Origin of the sequence: Maricaulis maris (assembly GCF_049116555.1) — a bacterium.
GTDB classification, from domain to species: domain Bacteria; phylum Pseudomonadota; class Alphaproteobacteria; order Caulobacterales; family Maricaulaceae; genus Maricaulis; species Maricaulis maris_C.
The window spans coordinates 442,972-462,149 of sequence record NZ_JAGDYT010000001.1; the positions used below are offsets into that span (position 1 = coordinate 442,972).

19 protein-coding genes are annotated in these 19,178 nt (G+C 64.2%); 8 read left to right on the forward strand and 11 right to left on the reverse strand.

The genetic code is table 11. From position 1 onward, the window contains the following. Positions 1-94: 94 nt before the first annotated feature. Positions 95-1,837, forward strand: coding sequence for an amidohydrolase (locus JXQ94_RS01980; RefSeq protein ID WP_421922145.1), 1,743 nt, complete (start codon positions 95-97; stop codon positions 1,835-1,837). 166 nt (positions 1,838-2,003) lie between these two features. Here the strand turns inward: JXQ94_RS01980 and JXQ94_RS01985 are convergent, their stop codons facing one another. Both JXQ94_RS01985 and cobT read right to left on the reverse strand, forming a co-directional pair. After that, entirely contained in the window at positions 2,004-2,960 is a 957-nt protein-coding gene (locus tag JXQ94_RS01985; RefSeq protein WP_421922146.1) for an esterase-like activity of phytase family protein, read from the reverse strand. 116 nt (positions 2,961-3,076) lie between these two features. Beyond that, positions 3,077-4,975, reverse strand: a complete 1,899-nt coding sequence (gene cobT / locus JXQ94_RS01990; protein WP_421922147.1) for a cobaltochelatase subunit CobT — start codon at positions 4,973-4,975, stop codon at positions 3,077-3,079. Positions 4,976-5,171: 196 nt separating this feature from the next. Between cobT and JXQ94_RS01995 the strand changes: the two genes are divergently transcribed. Next, complete coding sequence (locus JXQ94_RS01995; protein WP_421922667.1) at positions 5,172-5,999, forward strand: flagellin; 828 nt, start codon at positions 5,172-5,174, stop codon at positions 5,997-5,999. A gap of 69 nt (positions 6,000-6,068) precedes the next feature. After that, positions 6,069-7,010: an NAD(P)/FAD-dependent oxidoreductase gene (locus tag JXQ94_RS02000; protein ID WP_421922148.1), complete on the forward strand. Its 942-nt coding sequence runs from the start codon at positions 6,069-6,071 to the stop codon at positions 7,008-7,010. On the opposite strand, the gene JXQ94_RS02005 is transcribed toward JXQ94_RS02000, so the two are convergent. Beyond that, positions 6,998-7,294 carry a metal-sensitive transcriptional regulator gene (locus JXQ94_RS02005; protein ID WP_421922149.1) on the reverse strand — a complete coding sequence of 99 codons (297 nt, stop codon included), beginning with the start codon at positions 7,292-7,294 and terminating at the stop codon, positions 6,998-7,000. The two genes, JXQ94_RS02000 and JXQ94_RS02005, sit on opposite strands and share 13 nt — an antisense overlap. 40 nt (positions 7,295-7,334) lie before the next feature. On the opposite strand from JXQ94_RS02005, the gene JXQ94_RS02010 reads away from it, so the two are divergent. Genes JXQ94_RS02010 through JXQ94_RS02020 form a run of 3 tightly spaced genes read left to right on the forward strand, consistent with a single transcriptional unit; the run spans position 7,335 to position 10,416 of the window. Then, positions 7,335-8,696: a TolC family protein gene (locus tag JXQ94_RS02010; RefSeq protein WP_421922150.1), complete on the forward strand. Its 1,362-nt coding sequence runs from the start codon at positions 7,335-7,337 to the stop codon at positions 8,694-8,696. A gap of 5 nt (positions 8,697-8,701) precedes the next feature. Continuing rightward, positions 8,702-10,084, forward strand: a complete 1,383-nt coding sequence (locus JXQ94_RS02015; RefSeq protein ID WP_421922668.1) for a multicopper oxidase family protein — start codon at positions 8,702-8,704, stop codon at positions 10,082-10,084. Further along, a complete protein-coding gene (locus JXQ94_RS02020; RefSeq protein WP_421922151.1) occupies positions 10,081-10,416 on the forward strand; it encodes a copper-binding protein in 336 nt (111 codons plus the stop codon). The genes JXQ94_RS02015 and JXQ94_RS02020 overlap by 4 nt, the downstream gene beginning before the upstream one ends. Here JXQ94_RS02020 and JXQ94_RS02025 read toward each other — a convergent pair. The 5 genes from JXQ94_RS02025 to JXQ94_RS02045 form a co-directional block, all read right to left on the reverse strand. Beyond that, on the reverse strand, positions 10,413-11,543 hold the full coding sequence (locus JXQ94_RS02025) for a hypothetical protein (RefSeq protein ID WP_421922152.1): 1,131 nt from the start codon (positions 11,541-11,543) through the stop codon (positions 10,413-10,415). The two genes, JXQ94_RS02020 and JXQ94_RS02025, sit on opposite strands and share 4 nt — an antisense overlap. Before the next feature lie 59 nt (positions 11,544-11,602). Beyond that, positions 11,603-12,592 carry a cobaltochelatase subunit CobS gene (gene cobS / locus JXQ94_RS02030; RefSeq protein WP_421922153.1) on the reverse strand — a complete coding sequence of 330 codons (990 nt, stop codon included), beginning with the start codon at positions 12,590-12,592 and terminating at the stop codon, positions 11,603-11,605. A 119-nt stretch (positions 12,593-12,711) separates the two neighbouring features. Then, positions 12,712-13,131: a hypothetical protein gene (locus JXQ94_RS02035; protein ID WP_421922154.1), complete on the reverse strand. Its 420-nt coding sequence runs from the start codon at positions 13,129-13,131 to the stop codon at positions 12,712-12,714. Positions 13,132-13,240: 109 nt separating this feature from the next. After that, on the reverse strand, positions 13,241-14,257 hold the full coding sequence (locus JXQ94_RS02040) for a hypothetical protein (RefSeq protein WP_421922155.1): 1,017 nt from the start codon (positions 14,255-14,257) through the stop codon (positions 13,241-13,243). Between the two features lie 95 nt (positions 14,258-14,352). Then, on the reverse strand, positions 14,353-14,967 hold the full coding sequence (locus tag JXQ94_RS02045; protein ID WP_421922156.1) for a J domain-containing protein: 615 nt from the start codon (positions 14,965-14,967) through the stop codon (positions 14,353-14,355). A gap of 65 nt (positions 14,968-15,032) precedes the next feature. Here JXQ94_RS02045 and JXQ94_RS02050 point away from each other — a divergent pair, with 65 nt between their 5' ends. Next, positions 15,033-15,302: a BolA family protein gene (locus JXQ94_RS02050; protein WP_421922157.1), complete on the forward strand. Its 270-nt coding sequence runs from the start codon at positions 15,033-15,035 to the stop codon at positions 15,300-15,302. 59 nt (positions 15,303-15,361) lie between these two features. Then, entirely contained in the window at positions 15,362-16,171 is an 810-nt protein-coding gene (locus JXQ94_RS02055) for a hypothetical protein (RefSeq protein WP_421922158.1), read from the forward strand. Here the strand turns inward: JXQ94_RS02055 and JXQ94_RS02060 are convergent. The 3 genes from JXQ94_RS02060 to JXQ94_RS02070 are packed head-to-tail and all read right to left on the reverse strand — an operon-like array spanning position 16,168 to position 19,090. Beyond that, entirely contained in the window at positions 16,168-17,454 is a 1,287-nt protein-coding gene (locus JXQ94_RS02060; protein WP_421922159.1) for an HlyC/CorC family transporter, read from the reverse strand. The genes JXQ94_RS02055 and JXQ94_RS02060 overlap by 4 nt on opposite strands. Then, entirely contained in the window at positions 17,451-18,554 is a 1,104-nt protein-coding gene (gene aroB / locus JXQ94_RS02065; RefSeq protein ID WP_421922160.1) for a 3-dehydroquinate synthase, read from the reverse strand. The genes JXQ94_RS02060 and aroB overlap by 4 nt, the downstream gene beginning before the upstream one ends. Further along, positions 18,551-19,090 (reverse strand): shikimate kinase, encoded by a 540-nt coding sequence (locus tag JXQ94_RS02070; protein WP_421922161.1) that lies wholly within the window; start codon positions 19,088-19,090, stop codon positions 18,551-18,553. Before JXQ94_RS02070 ends, aroB begins: the two co-directional genes overlap by 4 nt. Positions 19,091-19,178 lie beyond the last annotated feature (88 nt).

A 19,178-nucleotide genomic window follows, 5' to 3' on the forward strand; every position in this document is an offset into this window, starting at 1 on the left:
CTGACGAATTAACAACGCCCGCGGCCTGTCGCGGGCGTTGTCGTGTGTGAAGACGCGCGCTAGCCTCCCGGCCAACAAGCGGGGAGGCTTTTTCATGCGCGCCAATCACTGGATGATTTCATTGTCAGCTCTGGCCCTGGTCGGTTGTGGCCAGACCGACCCGGTTGCACCGGTCGATGCAGGCGGCCATGAGGCGCCAGCCAGCAATGTCGCGGATCTCGTGATCTGGGGCGGCTCGATCTACACGGCCGTGGATGAGCAGCCCATGGTCCAGGCCGTCGCGGTGCGCGGCAACCGGATTGCCTTTGTCGGTGACGACGCTGCTGCCCAGGCCTGGATTGGCGAGGAGACCCGCCTTGTCGATCTCAATGGCGGCGCGATGTATCCCGGCTTCACTGACAGTCATATCCATGTCTATGGCGTCGGCCAGCGCGAGCGCACGCTCAATCTGGACAGTGTCACCTCGATTGCCGATTTGGTCGCCAGCGTCGAGGCGGCGATCGCCAACACCCCGGAGGGCGCGACGCTGAGCGGGCGCGGTTGGATCGAGACACATTGGCCGGAAGGCCGTTTCCCGACCCGGCAGGATCTCGACCCGGTCTCACCGGACAATCCTGTCATCCTGCGCCGCGCCGACGGGCACGCCCTGATCGCCAACAGTGCGGCTCTGGACGCCGTGGGCATCACCCGCGACAGCGTCGCCCCGTCCGGCGGAGAGATCCTGTTTGACGAGACCGGTGAACCGACCGGCCTCCTGGTCGATACCGCCATGGGCGCGATGTCGTCCCTGGTCGAGGCGCCATCTCCGGACGTCGTCCGCGAGACCTATGCCGAGGGCGCGGAACGTCTGGTCAGCCTGGGCTGGACCGGGGCCCATGACATGTCGGTGCCGTGGTCCATGGTGGCGATCATCGAAGACCTTGCGGTCAGTGGTGAGCTGCCCCTGCGCAGCTATCTCTCGGTGGGACCGGAGGGGTATGCGCCGCTGGCGGCCGGTGGGCGTCGCGATGTCGCCGACGGCCGTGTCATCACGCGCGCCGTCAAGCTTTACATGGACGGTGCGCTCGGGTCGCGCGGGGCGGCCCTTCTTGAGCCCTATGCCGACCGTCCGGAGACCTCCGGCCTCGCCATCGCTGAAGCCGACGAGACGGTCGGCCTCTTCACCGACGCGCTGCGTCAGGGCATCCAGATGAATGTCCATGCAATCGGTGATCGGGGGAATCGCTACCTTCTGGACTGGGTCGAGGAAGCCCGTGCCCAGGTGCCGGAGGCGGAATGGGCGCTGGCCGATCCGCGCTGGCGTGACGAGCACAGCCAGATCATTGATCCGGCCGATATCCCGCGCTTTGCCGAGCTCGGCGTGATTGCCTCCATGCAGCCATCCCACGCCATCGGGGATCTTCATTTCGCGCCGGACCGGCTGGGCGATGACCGTCTGGTCGGTGCCTATGCCTGGCAGAGCCTGCTCGATGCCGGTGCCCATCTCACCGGCGGTTCGGATGCGCCGGTCGAGCAGGGCGATCCGCGGATCGAATTCTACGCCGCCGTGGCGCGCGCCGACCTGTCCGGTTTCCAGGGTGAGAACTGGCACGCCGAAGAAGCGCTCTCACGCGAGGATGCGCTCAAACTCTTCACCGCCTGGCCGGCCCATGCCTCTTTCCGCGAGGACGATCTCGGCACGATTGCCGTCGGCATGCGCGCCGACTTCACAGTCTTCTCCGCAGACATCATGACCATCCCGGAAGCGGAAATTCTCACCGTCCAAGCGTGGATGACCGTGGTTGATGGTGAGGTCGTGTATGAAAGCCCGGACAGTTTCCATCACGGCGGCGAGTAGGGGGCACCTTTCCTCCCCATGATTGGGAAAGGAATACGCCGCCTTCATTTCATTTTTCCCGGAGGCGCGCAGCGCCATCCGGGACCAATGGGGGACCTATCACCTGACCCGCGTGGCCATCGGCAGGACGGCGGCGCAAGGGTCAGCGCCGTGGCGCGGTCGGGCCTCAATCGAGCTGGAAGGCCAGAAGCAGCGTCCGCTGGGCCTCGTTGTAATTATCGTCGGACATGATCAGCAGGACAGTCCGTCCGTCCCGTTCGGTAACGGAGATTCCTTCGAAATTATCGACGGTCTTCCCGGCCTCCAGCGTGCCCAGCAGCTCCGGTTCGATTCGCTCGCCGCTGCCCAGCGCGTCGACCGCAAAGCGCAGGATGCGGATATGGGTCCCGATGTCCGAACGCCAGAACCGTTCGAGCGCGTAAATCTGGCCGTCATGATAATCCAGCGAGGTCAGGCCATAATCCGGCTGGGCCGCCAGTTCCGACAGGGACCAGCTTCCCGCTTCCCGCAGCCAGAGAGGGTAAGCCCCGGAACTGCCATCCTCGATGCCGGCGAGCAGGCCGCCACCCGGCAGGGCGGTAAGCCCTTCCATGCCACCATTATTGGTGAATTCGTCAGCCCCCGGCGGCGACAGGAGCGCCTCTCCGGCAGTGTCCAGACGACTCCAGTCCTCGCCGATCGCATAGGTATTGATCCTGTGCTCGCGTTCGAAACTGATGGCAAAAACACCGTCTCCCAAGTCGGCGATGGCCTCGCTGTCTGCCGCGGTCCCGTCCAGCTGGTTCCCGGTTCGTGACAGCATGGAGGCCATCGAAAACTCGCTGACCAAGAGGGTCCCGTCGACCTCGCTCCATCCGATATTGGCGGTCATCCAGTAGGCGCTGTCGGACACCGCCAGAAGGCGGGACCCATCGGCGGAAACCGCAAGGGCGGAAAACCCGCCGAATCGCTCATCCGGGTTGTTCAGAACGACGCCGCCCAGATAGCTCAGTCGGTCCAGGTCGGTGCGTTCGGGCGATTGCTCATAAAGCGGAACGACCTGGCTGCCGGCTGGAGCCAGGTCAATGTCGGGCGAACAGGCCGCAAGAAGAAGCGGAAAGAGGGGAAGCAGATATGAGCGCATCGGTAAGGCCTTGGTCGCAACGGCGAGGAAGTCACTTGTCTAGACCGGTGCGGCGGTGCGAACCAGCCCCTCCGGGGCCAGCTCCCGGCTGTTGTGCCACCCGGTCTCTCCCGGCCCTAGACACGTCCAGCAATCGACGCGAAATCCGTGCGGTTCATCGCCTGCGCTCCGCTGGTGAAGCCCGTGCCCTTGCCGCCATTTTCCTCGAACAGGGCGGCGAGCTGGTCGGTCATGGCGCCGCCGAGTTGCTCGACATCATTGATGGTCACGGCGCGGCGATACCAGCGGGTGACGTCATGGCCGATGCCGATGGCCATGAGCTCGACTTCCGAGCGGGTCTCGATCATGGCGATGGTTTCGCGCAGATGGCGTTCCAGATAGCCGGCGGAATTGGCCGACTGGGTGCCGTCATCGACCGGCGCGCCGTCTGAAATCACCATCATGATGCGGCGCTGTTCCGGTCGGGCGGCCATGCGCTTCCAGGCCCATTGCAGGGCCTCGCCATCGATGTTTTCCTTGAGCAGGCCTTCGCGCATCATCAGGCCGAGATTGACCCGGGCCCGGCGCCAGGGCGTATCGGCAGCCTTGTAGATGATATGGCGCAGATCATTGAGCCGGCCGGGATGCGGCGGCTTGCCGTCGGCCAGCCATTTTTCCTTCGAGCGTCCACCCTTCCAGGCCTTGGTGGTGAAACCGAGGATTTCGGTCTTCACGCCGCAACGTTCCAGCGTCCGGGCGAGGATGTCGGCACAGGCCGCCGCGACCATGATCGGCCGGCCGCGCATCGAGCCGGAATTGTCCAGCACCAGGGTGACAATGGTGTCGCGGAACTCGGTATCGCTCTCCTGCTTGTAGGAGAGAGGCAGGGTCGGATCGGCGATGACCCGGGCGAGGCGGGAGCCATCGAGTACGCCTTCCTCGAGGTCGAATTTCCAGGCGCGTTCCTGCTGCGCCATGAGGCGCCGCTGCAGGCGATTGGCCAGCCGGCCGACGACCTGGTCGAGACCTTTCAGCGTGTTGTCGAGATATTTGCGCAAGCGCTCCAATTCATCCGGCTCGCACAAATCGGAGGCCTGGATGACCTCGTCAAACTCGCGGGTGAAGACCTTGTAGGACTTGGCGTTGGGATCATTGGCGGGTTGCCAGTTCGGGCGCATGGCCGTCTGCGCTGCGCCTTCATCGTCCATGGCATCGACACGGGTGTCGGCATCATCCGTGTCGGCATTGATTTCTTCCTCGTCGCCCGCAGTGCCAGCGGCATCGGGCGTGTCGGGTTGGTCACCCTGCTGATCATCGCCCTCGGCATCATCACCGGTGCGTTCCTCGCGATCGACGCCTTCATCCTCATCTTCGGGATTTTCCGATTGCTCGGGATCGCCGCCCAGCTCGTCAGACAGGTCGAGATCCTGGATCACGGTGCGCAGGAGATCGGCAAAGGCCTTCTGGTCGTCGGCATTTTCGGCCAGGGCATCGAGCGAGAGCCCGGCCACGCTTTCCATCTGGTCGCGCCAGAGTGTCAGCAATCCGTCGGCTTCGGGCGGGGAGGGGTGTCCGGTTATGCGTTCACGGACAAGGAGAGCAAGCGCTTCCTCCATCGGTGCGGACTGACGGTCCTCGACACGCTGCCAACCTTTCTGCTTGCAGCGAATGGCCAGGGCGGCATCGAGATTGGCTGCCATACCGCGCATGTCCCGGGCGCCCAGGCCCTCGACGCGCGCCTGTTCGGCCGCGTGGAAAATGGCCCGCGCCGTTGCGCCGGGCGGCAGGACGCGGACATGAGCGGCTTCGTCATGATGGGCCAGACGCAGGGCAAGGGCATCAGCCCGGCCACGCACTGCCGCGGCGGCTTCGGGCGATGGCTCGCTGCCCGGATTGGGCAGGACCATGCGTCCACCCGACAGGCCGGCGATCTCACCGCCAAACCGGACGTCGAGCTCCCGGTCGCCGGCAATGACGCGAGTGGTGATGGACAGGGCGCGCTTGAAAGCGTCGGGATCGGCAGGTGGCTGGCTCATGCCGGCAAATCTAGCCGATTGAACGCGGAAATCGAGCCATCGACTCAATCGATTGCCAGTCGCCGAGCCGGCACGGCGTCAACTTCTTGCTAACCCTATCATGGAAGACTTGTCCGTGGACCCGTACCGGCAAAAATGCCGGACAGGCCGTAATGATGGTGGCGAGTGTCGACGGATGACCTTTTCGGTCCATTCCATGACCTCCGTGAACTCCGCGCTGCAGCACATGACCAAGCTGCAAAGCCAGACTGCCGCAGTGCAGGACCGGATCGCGACGGGGCTTAAGGTGGGTAGTGCCAGTGATAATGGCACAGTCTGGGCGAGAGCCCAGGTCATGCGTGCGGATAATGATTCCCGTCGCAGCGCCCTCAATTCCATTGATCTGGGTGCCGGCGTCGTCGAGACGGCCCTGGCTGCCGCCGAAGGCATTTCGGACCTGATGGTCGAAATGCATGGCAAGCTGGTCGCGGCGACCGACACCACGCTGGACGAGCAAAGCTGGCGCAGCTTGATGACCGATTTCATTGTCCTGGGTAACCAGGCGACGCGGTTGGCTGAGAATGCCAGTTTCAACGATAGCAACCTGCTGGAAAGCGGGGGTGACGACCTGTCGGTCCTGATCGGCAAGGATCCGGGCAATACGCTTGCGATTGCCGCCGAGGACCTCACCGATGGCGGCGGTATTTTCGATGCCGGCCTGGCAGCCAATCTGCCGCAAGCCGACGCTTCAATCATTGTGACCCAGCCGACGACGGCGGATGTGACCGCGTTCGAAAGCTCGATGACCGATGTGACATCCGCGGTCTCTCGTCTCGGGGTCGGTCTCAAGTCGCTGGAAATCCAGAAAGAATTGCTGGTGAAGCAGATGGATGTGACCAGCGCGGGAATTGGCAATCTGGTCGATGCCGACCTCGGTCGCGAAAGCGCCAAACTGCAGGCGCTTCAGGTTCGCGAGCAGCTCGGCATGCAGGCCCTGGAAGTTGCCAATCGGTCACCACGGGTGATTTTGAGCTTCTTCCAGTAAGGTCCCGTATTGTCGGCCTGGGCCAATCGGCCTAGTTCGCCGGGAAGTCAGTTTCTCGGGGACGTTTCCTTGACCACAATCATCATTGGCGCCGGCATGGCTGGTTTGACATGCGCCCGGCATCTCGCGGATGTCGGGGAGGACGTCATCGTGCTGGACAAGGGGCGTGGTCTGGGCGGCCGTCTGGCCACGCGCCGGACCGATCACGGCTCATTTGACCACGGCGCCCAGTATGTCACGGCCCGCGATCCCGGTTTTACCGCTTATCTGGAGCGGGCCGGGGCGGCGACATTGGCAGCCCCCTGGGAGCAATTGGGCGTCGACCGGACCTGGTGGGTCGGATCGCCGGGCATGAGCAAGCTGGTCGCGCCCCTCGCCGAGGGGCTCGATATCCGCAAGTCCTGCCATGTCCGGTCGGTCCAGCGAGCCGGTCAACGCTGGAGCGTGGCCTGCGATGGCGGCGAAACGCTGGAGGCTGACCGCCTTGCTGTCGCGATCCCTGCGCCCCAGGCCGCGACGCTGCTGACGGGCGTCACGCCGCTGGCCGATGGTCTGGATGGTGTCGGCTATGCTCCCTGCTGGACGCTGATGCTCTCGCTGGCGGAACCGCTTGAACAGGCGCCCCGTGTTTATCGCGCCTCGGATGGACCGTGCGCGTGGATTGCCTGCGACGCGACCAAGCCCGGCCGTGCGGGCGATGGCGAGAATTGGGTCATCCAGGCCGGACCGGGCTGGAGCGAAACCCATCTCGAGGAGCCGGCCGCCTCTGTCGGCCGATTGCTTCACGATGCCTTCGAATCCTGGGCGGGTGCCTTGCCTGAGATCAAGGCCAGCCAGGTTCACCGCTGGCGCTATGCGCGGGTCCTCAAAGCCTTGGAAACGCCCTGTCTATGGGATGGCGAGACCGGGATCGGACTGGCCGGAGACTGGTGTCTCGGGCCGCGGGTCGAGGCCGCCTTCATGTCAGGACGGGCATTGGCCGAGCGCATGATGGATGATCAGAGGCGGTAATGCTTGGCCAGCAGGCCGATCAGCTCGTCCATCTTGGCTTTTTGCGCTTCAGCATTGCCGCTCTCGATGGCGTGGGCGACGCAATGACCGGCGTGATCACGCAGGATTTCGCCTTCGACAGCCGCCAGGGCCGATTTCACGGCTGACAATTGCGTGAGCACGTCGATGCAATACCGGTCGTCTTCCAGCATGCGGCCGATACCGCGCACCTGGCCTTCAATGCGTTTGAGCCGGGCCAGGGATTTTTCCCGGGCAGGGGTGAGGGGTGTGTGGGTTTCCGACATTCATCTTGTATACCCCCGGGGGGTATGATAGCGCAAGAGCATGAACCGAACACGTCTCAACGCCCTGCCAATCCTGGCGAGCCTTCTTGTGGTTTCAGCCTGCATGACCGTTGATCCGGCGGCCGAGCGAGCCAATGTGATGGCCAGCCTCGCCGAACGGACCGGCTCGGTCGCCGACCCGGTCCTGCCGCGCGAGGGTGAAACGCTCAGTGAAGCCGGGGCGGTCAGTCTGGCGCTGACCAATAATCACCGTCTTCTTGCCCGCCTGAACGAGGCGGGCCTGGCCCGGGCCGATCAGGTGATGGCATCGCGTCCGGTCAATCCGGTTGTCGAGGTCGTGACGCTGCCGGGTGATGGCCATGGCCGGGTCTGGGATATTGATCTCGGCGCCTCCCTGCTGGGGATTGCGGCCACGCCGTGGCGGGCTGCCGCTGCGCAGGACCGGTATGAGGAACAGCAGGCCGAGACAGTCCTGGCGACCCTGGATTTCGTCGCCGAAACCCGCCGGGCCTGGGTCGCTGCTGTCGCCGCGCGCCAGCGCCTGGACCTTCAGCAGCGCATTCGCGATGCCGCGGCGGCCAGCCTGGTCGTGGCCGAGGAGATTCGCGCGGCAGGCAATGCGCCGCTCGTCGAGCTGGAGCGCGAACGGATTTTCGCCCAGCAAGCCGAGCTGGATTATCTGGAGGCGGAGCATGCCGCCCTCCAGGCTCGGCTCGACCTGGGCCGCCAACTCGGGAGCCCCGTTTCCGCAGACCAACTGCCCGTTCGCCTGGAGCCGGGCGAGGCTCCGCTGCACGGGCTCGACGTGCAGGCAGCCTTGAGCGCCAGCCTTCCACTCGCCTCCGCGCGTTCCAGTGTCGAGGCCGCCGCCGGCGAGGCCGGTCTGGAGAACTGGGCCAGCCTTCTCGAGCATGTCGAGCTGGGCGGCGTCTTCGAACGCGAGGACGGTGACTGGTCCCGCGGCTGGATGCTGGAATTTGCCCTGCCTGTCTTTGATGCCGGCTCGGCCCGTCGCGCGGCGGCACAGCTGCGGGCGGAGCAGGCCATCCATCAACACGCTGCGCTGGCGTATGAGATTCTCAATGCCGTGGAGTCTGCCCAGGCTGTGGCAGGGCTGGCAGAACGGCGCGTCATGCATATTCAGGACGAGGCCCTGCCGACCAGTGAACGCCTGATGGATGCGACGATGCGCCAATATAATGCCATGCAGGTCAGCGTCTTTGATCTGATGGCCGCGGTGCAGATGCGCAGCCGGACCGGCCAGGCCTATGTTGAGGCCCTGGCGGACTGGCATCGGGCGCGGATTGCGCTCGACCAGATCCGCGCGGGGGGATCACCTGCGATGGTGGCGGTCGGTGATGTCCGCGATACAGCCCCGACCCGGGGCGAGGGAGGCCATTGATGGGGATTTCCAGACGGGATGCCCTGCTGGCCGGGTCCGCCGGCCTCGCTGCGACGGGGCTCGCCACAGGCTCGGCCTCCGCCCAGCCGGTTCCACCGCGTGCCCACAGCGCGTCAGTGCCGCATGACCGGACCTATTCCCCGGGACGGGCGGGCCGCGATTACACACCCGTGGTCACACCGGACGGGGCGACCTTGCCCTACCGGATTGTCGAAGGGGTGAAGGTCTTCCATCTCATCCCCGAAGAGGTCGAGCACAGTTTCGCGCCGGGTCTGGATGCCAAAACCTGGGGCTATAATGGCCGCACCCACGGCCCGACCATCGAGGCGGTCGAGGGCGACCGGGTGCGGGTCTATGTCACCAATCGCCTGCCGGCACCGACGACCGTGCACTGGCATGGTGTCATCCTGCCGTCGGGCATGGACGGGGTGGGCGGTCTCAACCAGCGCGCCATCCATCCCGGCGAGACTTTCGTCTATGAGTGGACCTTCCGCCAGCACGGCACTTTCATGTACCACTCTCACCATGACGAGATGACCCAAATGGCGCTGGGCATGATGGGCATGATCGTCGTCCATCCGCGCCAGCCGACGGGACCGCGTCCCGATCGCGATTACGCCATCATGCTGTCGGAATGGGTGCTGCACCCCGGCGCCGAACGTCCCGATCCCAATGCGATGGGTGATTTCAACATCCTGACCATGAATGCGCGCTGCTATCCCGGCACTTCGCCCCTGGTCGCCGAGCGCGGCGAGCGGGTCCGGATCCGCTTCGGCAATCTGTCGGCCATGGATCATCACCCGATCCATCTGCACGGCTATGCCTTCACCATCACCGAGACCGATGGCGGGGTGATCCCCGTCTCGGCGCGCCACCCGGACACGACCGTGCTGGTGCCGACCGGCTCGACCCGGACGGTCGATTTCGTGGCCGACAATCCCGGCGACTGGGCCATGCATTGTCACATGACCCACCACGTCATGAACCAGATGGGCCATGGCATTCCCAATCTCACCGGCGTCAATGCCCGCCGCATCGACCGGGCCGTCGGTGCGCTCCTGCCGACCTATATGACGATGGGCCAGGACGGGATGGGCGAGATGGGGCAGCATATCGAGATGGGCCATATGCCGGTGCCGGACAACTCCCTGCCCATGGTCGGCGCACCCGGTCCGCGCGACTACATCACCATGGGCGGCATGTTCACCATCCTGAAAGTCCGCGACCGTCTGACCGGCGACGGCGATCCGGGCTGGTATGACAATCCCGAGGGCGAGGCTCGTGCAGCCCGCGCCGACGAGCTGGCCCGCGACGGGATCGACCCTGACACGACGGACACGTCAGACGCGCCGGCCTCCACCAACCCGCATCAAGGACATCACCCATGATCACGCTTCTCGCCACCAGCCTCCTGCTCGCCGCCTCCGCCGCCGATCATCACGGCCATCATGGCGGCCACGCCATGGCCGATGCCGAGACCGCCGCCCAGTCAGTCGTGTCCGCTGATGTCCGCACCGTCGATACGGAGGCCCGCACCACGCTCCTGCGCCATGAAGCCATGCCGGAACTGGGCATGGGCGCCATGGTCATGCCGTTTGCGATCGATGAGGCGGTGGATATCGAGCTGTTCCAACCGGGTGCGGCGCTCATCGTTACGGTCACCCGCGGCGAGGATGGGCTGCGAGTGATAGCGGCCGAGTTGGATGAGAGCGTGGGTTAAGGCGTCGGAGCCTCGACCGCAACGACGGCAGGCCAGCTGAGCACGTCCCGCAAGGGGATCTGGTTCGGGCCTTCAACGGCCCATTGCGAGGGGAGGTGGGTGAAATCGACCACCCCGTCGCGAACCGGGAAGGGCGGGATAAGCGCGTAAGATTCATTGTCGCGCTCGAAGCCGAGCGCTTCTGAAAAGAGCACGAAGGCGCCGCCGCTTTGGCAGTGTGTCAGGGCCTCGCTCGCGAATTCATCGCGCTGATGGAAGGTCACGATCGTATCGTCGTCGAGATAGCTGAAACGCGCGAACGGCATCATGCGGCTGAACCCGGCCATGTAGACTTCGTCGTAAAACACCTCGTCGGGGTCATGCTCGCAGGTTCCGAAAGTCACGACTTCCGGCGTGCCGAATTCGGCCAGAATGTCGGCAACGCGCCTCTCCGGGAGGAAGGCTGCGTCCGGATTCTCAACCAGGTAGCGAACGCCCTCCAGCCAGAGGTCATCATCGCGCGTGATCAGCTGGTAGTTGAGCCCGAAGCGTTCGTCCCAGACGTTCGGATTGCCGCGCATGATCAGGAAGGTCTCGCCGATCTCGAAGCTGGGCGTTTTACCGCCACAGGAAATCATGATGAGGTCCTCCGCGCCGTCAGCAGGAATGGCCTCGGCTGCTCCCATTCCGGCCTGCGCGTAGGGCGACATGGAATGGAAGCTCGACCAGTCCCGGTGGCCGCCGTCGGCTAGCTGGTGAGCCCAATTGCGCCGGGTCAAGTTGGTCACTTCGACGTTGCAAGCGCGGTCATCCAGGGATTGCCCCTGTTCGAGGCAGGAGACGCTTGGCGGACCTGAGAACGGTGTGGATCCGCGTTGAAAGATCTGGCCCTGATCAGGGCCTCGCAGCACTTCGACGATGTCGAACTGATAATCGTACAGAGGCTCCAGATCGGGATAGGGCTGCTCGGGGGCCGGCGCGCGGACCGCTGAAACCGCCCGGGCCAGATAGATTTCCGGATACGATCCCACAAAGTTTGCCATGGTCGGTTCGTAGGCTGGATTGCCAAGCCAAGCGCGACAGGCATCCGCTGGGCCGCTGCCTGTGAAACCGATCAGAAGGGCGACCCCCAGGCAAAAGCGCTTCATTCGCATCCCCTTTTCGGGAATGCTAAGTCAACTTTCGCGTGAGAAAAAGCGCTCGTCGCCTAAGCCGCGCTGGCCGCGCTCTTCACCGGGGCTTCCGGCAGATCCACGCCGAACACCCGCTGGTACATTTCCGCGATCACCGGGCGTTCCAGTTCGTCGCACTTGTTGAGGAAGGTGAGGCGGAAGGCCATGCCGAGATCGCCGAAGATCTCGTGGTTCTCGGCCCAGGTCAGCACGGTTCGCGGGCTCATCACGGTGGAAATGTCGCCATTGATGAAGGCCTCGCGGGTGAGGTCGGCGACCTTGACCATGTCCTCGACCTGCTTGCGGCCCTCTTCGGTTCCAGCCAGCGTCTTCATCTTGGACAGCACGATGGCATTCTCGGTCTCGCGTGGCAGATAGTTCAGCGTGGCGACAATCGACCAGCGATCCATCTGGCCCTGATTGATCTGCTGGGTGCCATGATAGAGGCCGGTCGTGTCGCCCAGACCGATCGTGTTGGTGGTCGCGAACAGACGGAAGGACGGGTGCGGCCGGATCACCTTGGTCTGGTCCAGCAGGGTCAGCGAGCCCGAGGCTTCCAGCACGCGCTGGATCACGAACATCACGTCCGGACGGCCGGCATCGTATTCGTCAAACAGGAGGGCGACCGGGCGCTGCAGGGCCCAGGGCAGGATGCCTTCCTGGAATTCGGTGATCTGCTTGCCGTCCTTCACCACGATCGCGTCCTTGCCGACCATGTCGATCCGGCTGACATGGCTGTCCAGATTGACCCGGACCATCGGCCAGTTGAGGCGCGCGGCGACCTGCTCGATATGGGTCGACTTGCCGGTGCCGTGATAGCCCTGGACCATGACGCGGCGGTTGAAGGCGAAGCCCGACAGGATGGCGCGCGTGGTGGCCGGATCGAAGACATAGTCCGGATCCAGGATCGGCGTGTGTTCGTCGGGTGTCGAGAACATCGCCACCTCAAAGCCCGGATCGAAACCGAACAGCGCCTCGCAATTGGCTTTGGCATCAGGCGTGGAGAGGGGGAAACTATCGCTCATCGAACCGGTCTTTATGGCTGGACGCACACGTCATTTGCTGCGGTGCGTGATCGTCGGACATTACGGAGGTATCGCACGCCCGCACCGGCTTCAAGTCAATGACAGACACTGCATGCCGCTCAGATCACCCGGCGGCCGCGGGTGATGTAGTGAGCGAGGGTGATCGCGAGCATTTCCAGCAGGATGATGACCAGGCCGAACTGGCCGGCATAATACTGGCCATCGGTGATTTTCAGCCAGACCGCGATATGGACAAGGCTGCCGGCGCTCAGGGCGAAAACGGTGGCCCGATGGTTCCGCACGAGCAGGTTGACGCCGACAAGCCAGAACAGGGACATGGCACCAAAGCCGATGATTTCGATGGGCGCGGCGCGCAGGATTGCCCTGCCGACATCCAGATCCCCGAGGCGCGGATGCCACAGGCCGGTAAAGCTGCCGATAATCATGACGGACCACAACATCATGTAGAGCAGGGGCAGCGTCGCGAGACCGATCGCAATGAGTCGTATTGGCAGGGCTGTCCCTGAACTGTCAGACATGAAATGTCCCGGCTTGCTGACCCGGACCGAGGATCGGTCGGGAAGGCAAACAAAGTGTTAGCCCTGATGCGTGGCCGTGCGCCGCCATTCCGGGGCGCTCGGCCGCGGGTCAGCGATTTGCCAGCCATGTCTCCCAATCGGCGTCGAGCGCGTCGAGACTGGTCGGCAGGCCGTGGCGGGCGCCCTCGGTGGCCAACCATGTCTCGAAATCGGTCTCATTGCCCAGTGCGGTCGAGATTTCTGCGAGCGGCGCCGCGCCTGCGCGATCTGACAGATAATCGAGGAAGCCGCGGGCCATGATGTAGTAGCTGCTCGGATCAATCGACGCTTCGGCCATCAGCGCTTCGGCATCGTCACCGGACAATCGGATCATCCGCATTCCGCCTTCCGGTGCGGCATCCGAGGTGGAGCCGCCGGACATCATTTCCGTCCGCTCGGCGATGGCGGCGGCAAGCGTTGCCAGCGGATGCTCAATGCGCAGGAATTCCTCGAGCGGGAGTGGCGTCTGGCCATCGCTGTCACGCAGCTGCGCCCTGCGGTCGTCCAGCAAGGCGCCGGTCTCAAGTGCGACGCCGGCCATCTCGTCCAGCCAGTCCGGAGCCTGGCCTCCATAGTGAGCCGCGCCATGGCTTTCGATCGGCCAGAAATTGTCGATATACCAGAGATGGCCCAGTTCATGGGCGATCGCGGCACGCTCGATCTCGGGTTCAATGGTGGTGATTTCATCGGCGCGCCCGGCCTGGGTCCGGGCGACCATGGCGTCGATTTGCGCATCCGGCAGGCCGGGTGCCTGGGCTTCGATCTGCGCCCGGATGCGCAGGCGTTGCTGTTCGGCTTCTTCCGCCACATCGATCCAGGGCAGAACGCGCCCAAAGCCCGCAGCTTCAAGTGCCGGGGTAAGGCTGTTGCGTGCCGCATTGCCGTGCACGATCGCGGCGGGAGCCGGTGTCCGGTCGAAATGGTGGATGAAAGCCTGCTGACCGGTTTCCATCGCCTGCAGAAAATGTTCGGCGCTGGCCCTGTCGCGCGCCACTGCCAGCCCGGCCTCGCTGTCGGCGCATTCGTAAGTTTCGCCCGTCTGGGTGCTCAGTGCCAAAATCGCCGCTGCGATTGCTCCACAGTCCATGAGTATCAGTCCCCTTGTGCCTGCTGATCCGCGCAAGATAGACAGCCTGATTATCGGCTGTGTGTCAGCCTGATGACCGTGTTTTCATCCGGTGGTCAGGCCATGCCGGCATTTTTCAGGATCTGGTAGGAGGCGATGACCCGGCCCAATTGTTCCTCGCTGGAACGGTCACCGCCATTGGCGTCCGGGTGCAATTGCTTGACCAGCTCTGCATAGCGCTTGCGAACGGTCGACGGGTCGACATCGGCATCGAGGGACATGGTCTCGAGGGCTTTGGTCTGCAGTCGACCCAGTGATTTCTCGCGCGGTGCTTCGGTGTGCGGGTCCTTGCGGTCGCCGAACATGCCGTAGGGATCATTGAACCCGTCAGCGAAGTCACGGCTGGCTTTCGCAGCCTTTGCCGACGCGGAATGCGTATTCTTCCAGCCCCAGGTCGGGCGGTGACCATAGGCCGCGCTTTCGCGGAAGGACTGGGCCGCGTTCTCGCTCATGCCTTCGAAGAAGTTCCACGACTTGTTGTATTCAGACGCGTGGCTCTGGCAGAACCAGTAGAAATCATTCAGGCGATCATTGGATTTCGGCGCCCGGCTATCGCCGTGCTTGCGGCAGCCCGGCCACTCGCAGACACGCTCTTCCGGCGCCGGCTTGTCCTTGGGCGGCTTGATGCGGATGTCGCGGAACCGCGGTTTATAATTGTAGGCTTCAGACATGATCCCCAATTATGGTCATGCGTCTGTAAAGCGGCAATGAAGCCGATGAACAAAGAGGTGTATTTATGGGCGACGTCGCCGCGCGGATCGAGAGCAAGCTGCAAAAAGCCTTCACGCCGAGCACTTTGTCGGTGATCGATGACAGCCATCTGCATGCCGGTCATGCCGGGGCCAGGCCCGGCGGTCAAAGCCATTTCACCGTAGAGATCACCGCCAGCCGGTTTGACGGGCTGACCCGGGTGGCCCGGCATCGCCTTGTCAATGAGGCGCTGGCCGAGGAGTTGGCCGGTCCCGTCCATGCTCTTGTGATCCGGGCACGGGCTTCAACCGAATAAGCAGAGTAACCGCGTCCCGGGTCAGGCGAGGCGGCGCTCTGGCAACAAGGGACCACATCATGCTTCGCAAAACGCGCACGCTTGCGCTTCCAATACTTGTTGCTGCCGGTACCGCCGCCTGCAGCACGAGTTTCGAAACGCCCACCACGCTGTCCTCGACTGAACGACTGGCGCCGGGCGAACGGCGTCTTCTGGCAGTCGAGGAGTATGCCGACAGTGCTGCGCTCGCCGAAATGGGTGTCCTCTACCTCCCGCCGGTCAGCATCGCGCCGCAAGCCGATATCGACGGCGATCTCGCGCCGGCCCGCCTGGATGATGTGCGGGTGCGTTTGTCCCGCGATGTCTGTCAGCGGCTGGCCCGGGCCGGTTTCGATGTCCGGCCGATGCTGTCGGGGATGAGCCATAGCGGTGAGGCGCATGATGCCGACATCGATGGTGAGGTCCAGGCTGCGGTCAGTGGCATCCGTCGCAACAATATTGCCACCACCGGCGTCTCGCGGCTTCTCGGCGCGGCTGTGCCGGGCCCGCTCAATCCGCGCGTCCCGCTGGGGATCGGCGCCCTGGGCGTGGAAGCGGAAATTCTCGACCGCGACGGTCGCCAGGTCGCTGCGATCCGCTGGGCGTCCCGCAATCATCTCGCCTCGGGTGGCGGCGTCACCACCATTCTGGATGGCCCCGATGCCTTCACCAATCTTGCCGATGTGATGGATTTGTCGAGCGTGTTCGCCGATGCGCTGGGCGATCTGGTCGACGAAGCCCGCGCCGGGCAGGACACGGTCGAGACAGAGACGCCGCGCGGCACTTGTGATGCCTATCGCGACCTGGTCGATGCGGACGCCACACCCGGCCCGGACATGCCGCCGTCCTAGGCGCCGGTTTCCACATCGTCCGGGCTGACAGAGACGCGCAGCTTGGTGATCTGGTTACGACGCCGTTCGACGACTTCAAACCGGGCACCATGGAAGCCGAAGACCTGTCCGCGTTCCGGGATGGTCTGGGCTTCATGGATGATCAGGCCGGCAATGGTGACCGCCTCGTCATCGGGCAATTCCCAGTCCAGGGCGCGATTGAGGTCGCGGATGGGCAGGGTGCCATCCACGATCCACACGGAGTCGCCGTCGGGCTGGATGCCTTCGACGGCGACGTCATGTTCATCCTCGATGGCACCGACGATCTCTTCGAGAATGTCTTCCAGCGTCACCAGACCCATCAGGGCGCCATACTCGTCAACGACGAGCGCGAAATGTTCGCGCTTTTCGCGGAAGGCATTGAGCTGGTCGAGGACTTCGGTCGTCTCCGGGACGAACCAGGGATCGCGGCGCAATGAGTCGATGTCGATGACCGACGCATTGCCGTCCGCCTCGTGCAGGGCGCGGGCAATGTCGCGGACATGGAGAATGCCGATGATGTTCTCGTTGTCGCCCTTGTAGATCGGCAGTCGGGTATGCGGCGAGTGCAGGGCCTCGGTGACGATCGCCTCGGACGGCTTGTCGGCATCAATCATCAGGATGGATTTGCGGTGGACCATGATGTCGTCGACGGTCAGGTCCCTCAGGTCGAGCACGCCGCCGAGCATGTCACGGTCATCCTTGACCACGCCGCCTTCCTCGTGATGCAGCGCGATCGCGCCGCGCAATTCGTCATGCGAGGACAGGACCGGACCGTCCACATCGGCCCCGACGGTCCGCAGCACATTGCGCACCACGAATTGCACTGCCCCGACCACCGGCGCGAAGACGCGAACCACCAGCAGGATGGGTCGCGACACGGCGAGGGCAAAGCGTTCCGGGTTGGACAGGGCGTAGGTCTTGGGCATCACCTCGGCGAAGACGAGGACCAGGATGGTCATGACCAGCGTCGCCCAGACAACGCTATTGCCGCCCAGCAGGGTTTCGAACAATTGTCCGGCAATCATCGAGGCCAGGATGTTGACGAGGTTGTTGCCGAGCAGGATCGAGCCGAGCAGGCCTTCGCCGTCGGAGATCAGGATATTCACGCGTGCCGCGGCCGGGTTCTTGTCGCGCTCGAGCTGCAGCATGCGGGCCCGGGATGTCGCGGTCAGCGACGTTTCGGAACCGGAAAAGAAGGCTGACAGAAGGAGCAGGCCGACAATGGTCAGGGCCGGTCCGATAATCGTCCAGTCAAGGCTCATGAGAGCTGGGTCTCCATAAAGGCAAGAAGGTCGGCTTCATCGGCTGCCGGGTCAATCCAGGCGTCACCAATGGCGCGGGCGAGAATGAGGGTGATGCGGCCATCACGATTCTTCTTGTCGTCGCGCATGCGGGCGACCAGGGATGCGGCATCCCAATCCGTGTGGGCAAGCTCGGCGGGGCTCGCCGGCAGGCCCACGGCCCGCAAATGAGCGGCGACACGGTCGGCGTCGGTGCCGGGGCAGTCGCCGCGATGCGCTGAATAGGCAAAGGCCAGGGCGATCCCCACAGCGACGGCCTCGCCATGCCGGATGGCGTCCTTGGGGGCGTCGGCTTCGAAGGCATGACCGAATGTATGGCCGAGATTGAGCAGGGCACGGACCCCGCCTTCGCGCTCATCCTCGGCGACGATACGCGCCTTGAAGGCTATGGCGGCTGCGACAGCAGCGTCCAGATCGGCACCGTCGAGCACACGATCGCCGGCCGCTTCGAGCCGGTCGAAGAGAGGCGCGTCGCCGATCAGCGCCGCCTTGACGATTTCCGCATAGCCGGCGCGTCTTTCGCGATCAGGCAGGGTGGCGAGCAAGTCGCGGTCCGCGATTACAAGGCGCGGCTGATGGAAGGCGCCGGCGAAATTCTTGCCGTGACGCGTATTGATACCGGTCTTGCCGCCAACCGAACTGTCGACCTGGGCCAGAAGCGTGGTCGGGATCTGGATGAAGTCGACGCCGCGTTTGGCAACCGCAGCCGCGAAGCCGGTCAGATCCCCGATCACACCGCCGCCCAGCGCGATGATGGCTTCGGAACGCTCGACATTGCGGTCCAGAAGCGCGTCGACCACACGTTCCAGCCCGGCCCAGCTTTTCGAGGTTTCGCCGGGTTCAACAATGATCGGGTCCACGCGCAGGCCCAGGCTGGCGAGCTGGTCGCTGACGCGCTCGAGATGCAGGCCGGCGACATGGCGGTCGGTGACCAGAATGGCCCGGCCGCGTGGAAAGCGCTCGCTCAACTCAGCGCCGGCAGCCGCGAGGGCGCCGGATCCGACCAGCACGTCATAGGCGCGCTCGCCCAGACCGACATTGACCCGCAAGATCTCGCTCACGCTGACGTCTCCCGGGCATCCAGAGCCCGCAAAATCAAATCCAGCGTCAGATTATGGGAACCGCCGGAGGCATCCACATGGATGTCAGCCTCTGCATACGCGGCCTGACGCTTGTCGAGCAAGGCGCGCAGCACGGTTTCCGGATCGTCCCCGCGCAAAAGCGGCCTGGTGTCGCGGCGCGAGACGCGCTTGACCAGGGTTTCCACATCCGCCTGCAGCCAGATCGACGTCGCCCGTGCCTTCACCCGCTCGCGGGTTTCCGGATCGACGAAAGCGCCGCCGCCCAGGGCCAGGACCAGGGGCGGTTCCTCGAGGAGGCGGGCAATGACCTTGCGTTCGCCGTCCCGAAAGGCGGCTTCGCCGAAATCCTCGAATATCTCGGACACGCTGCGACCGGCGGCCCTTTCGACCTCCTCGTCGGCATCGCGGAAGTCCAGCTTCAGCGCATGCGCAAGCCGACGCCCGACCGTGGTTTTTCCCACGCCCATCAGTCCGATCAGGACGAGCGATTTCTGCGGTATGTGAACACGCGACATGCTAGCGGTATAAACGGTCTGGAAATCGCCGCAATCAGGGTTAGGCTCGTGCGCGGTACGGCCCGCAGTGCGAAGGTGGGTCTTCACG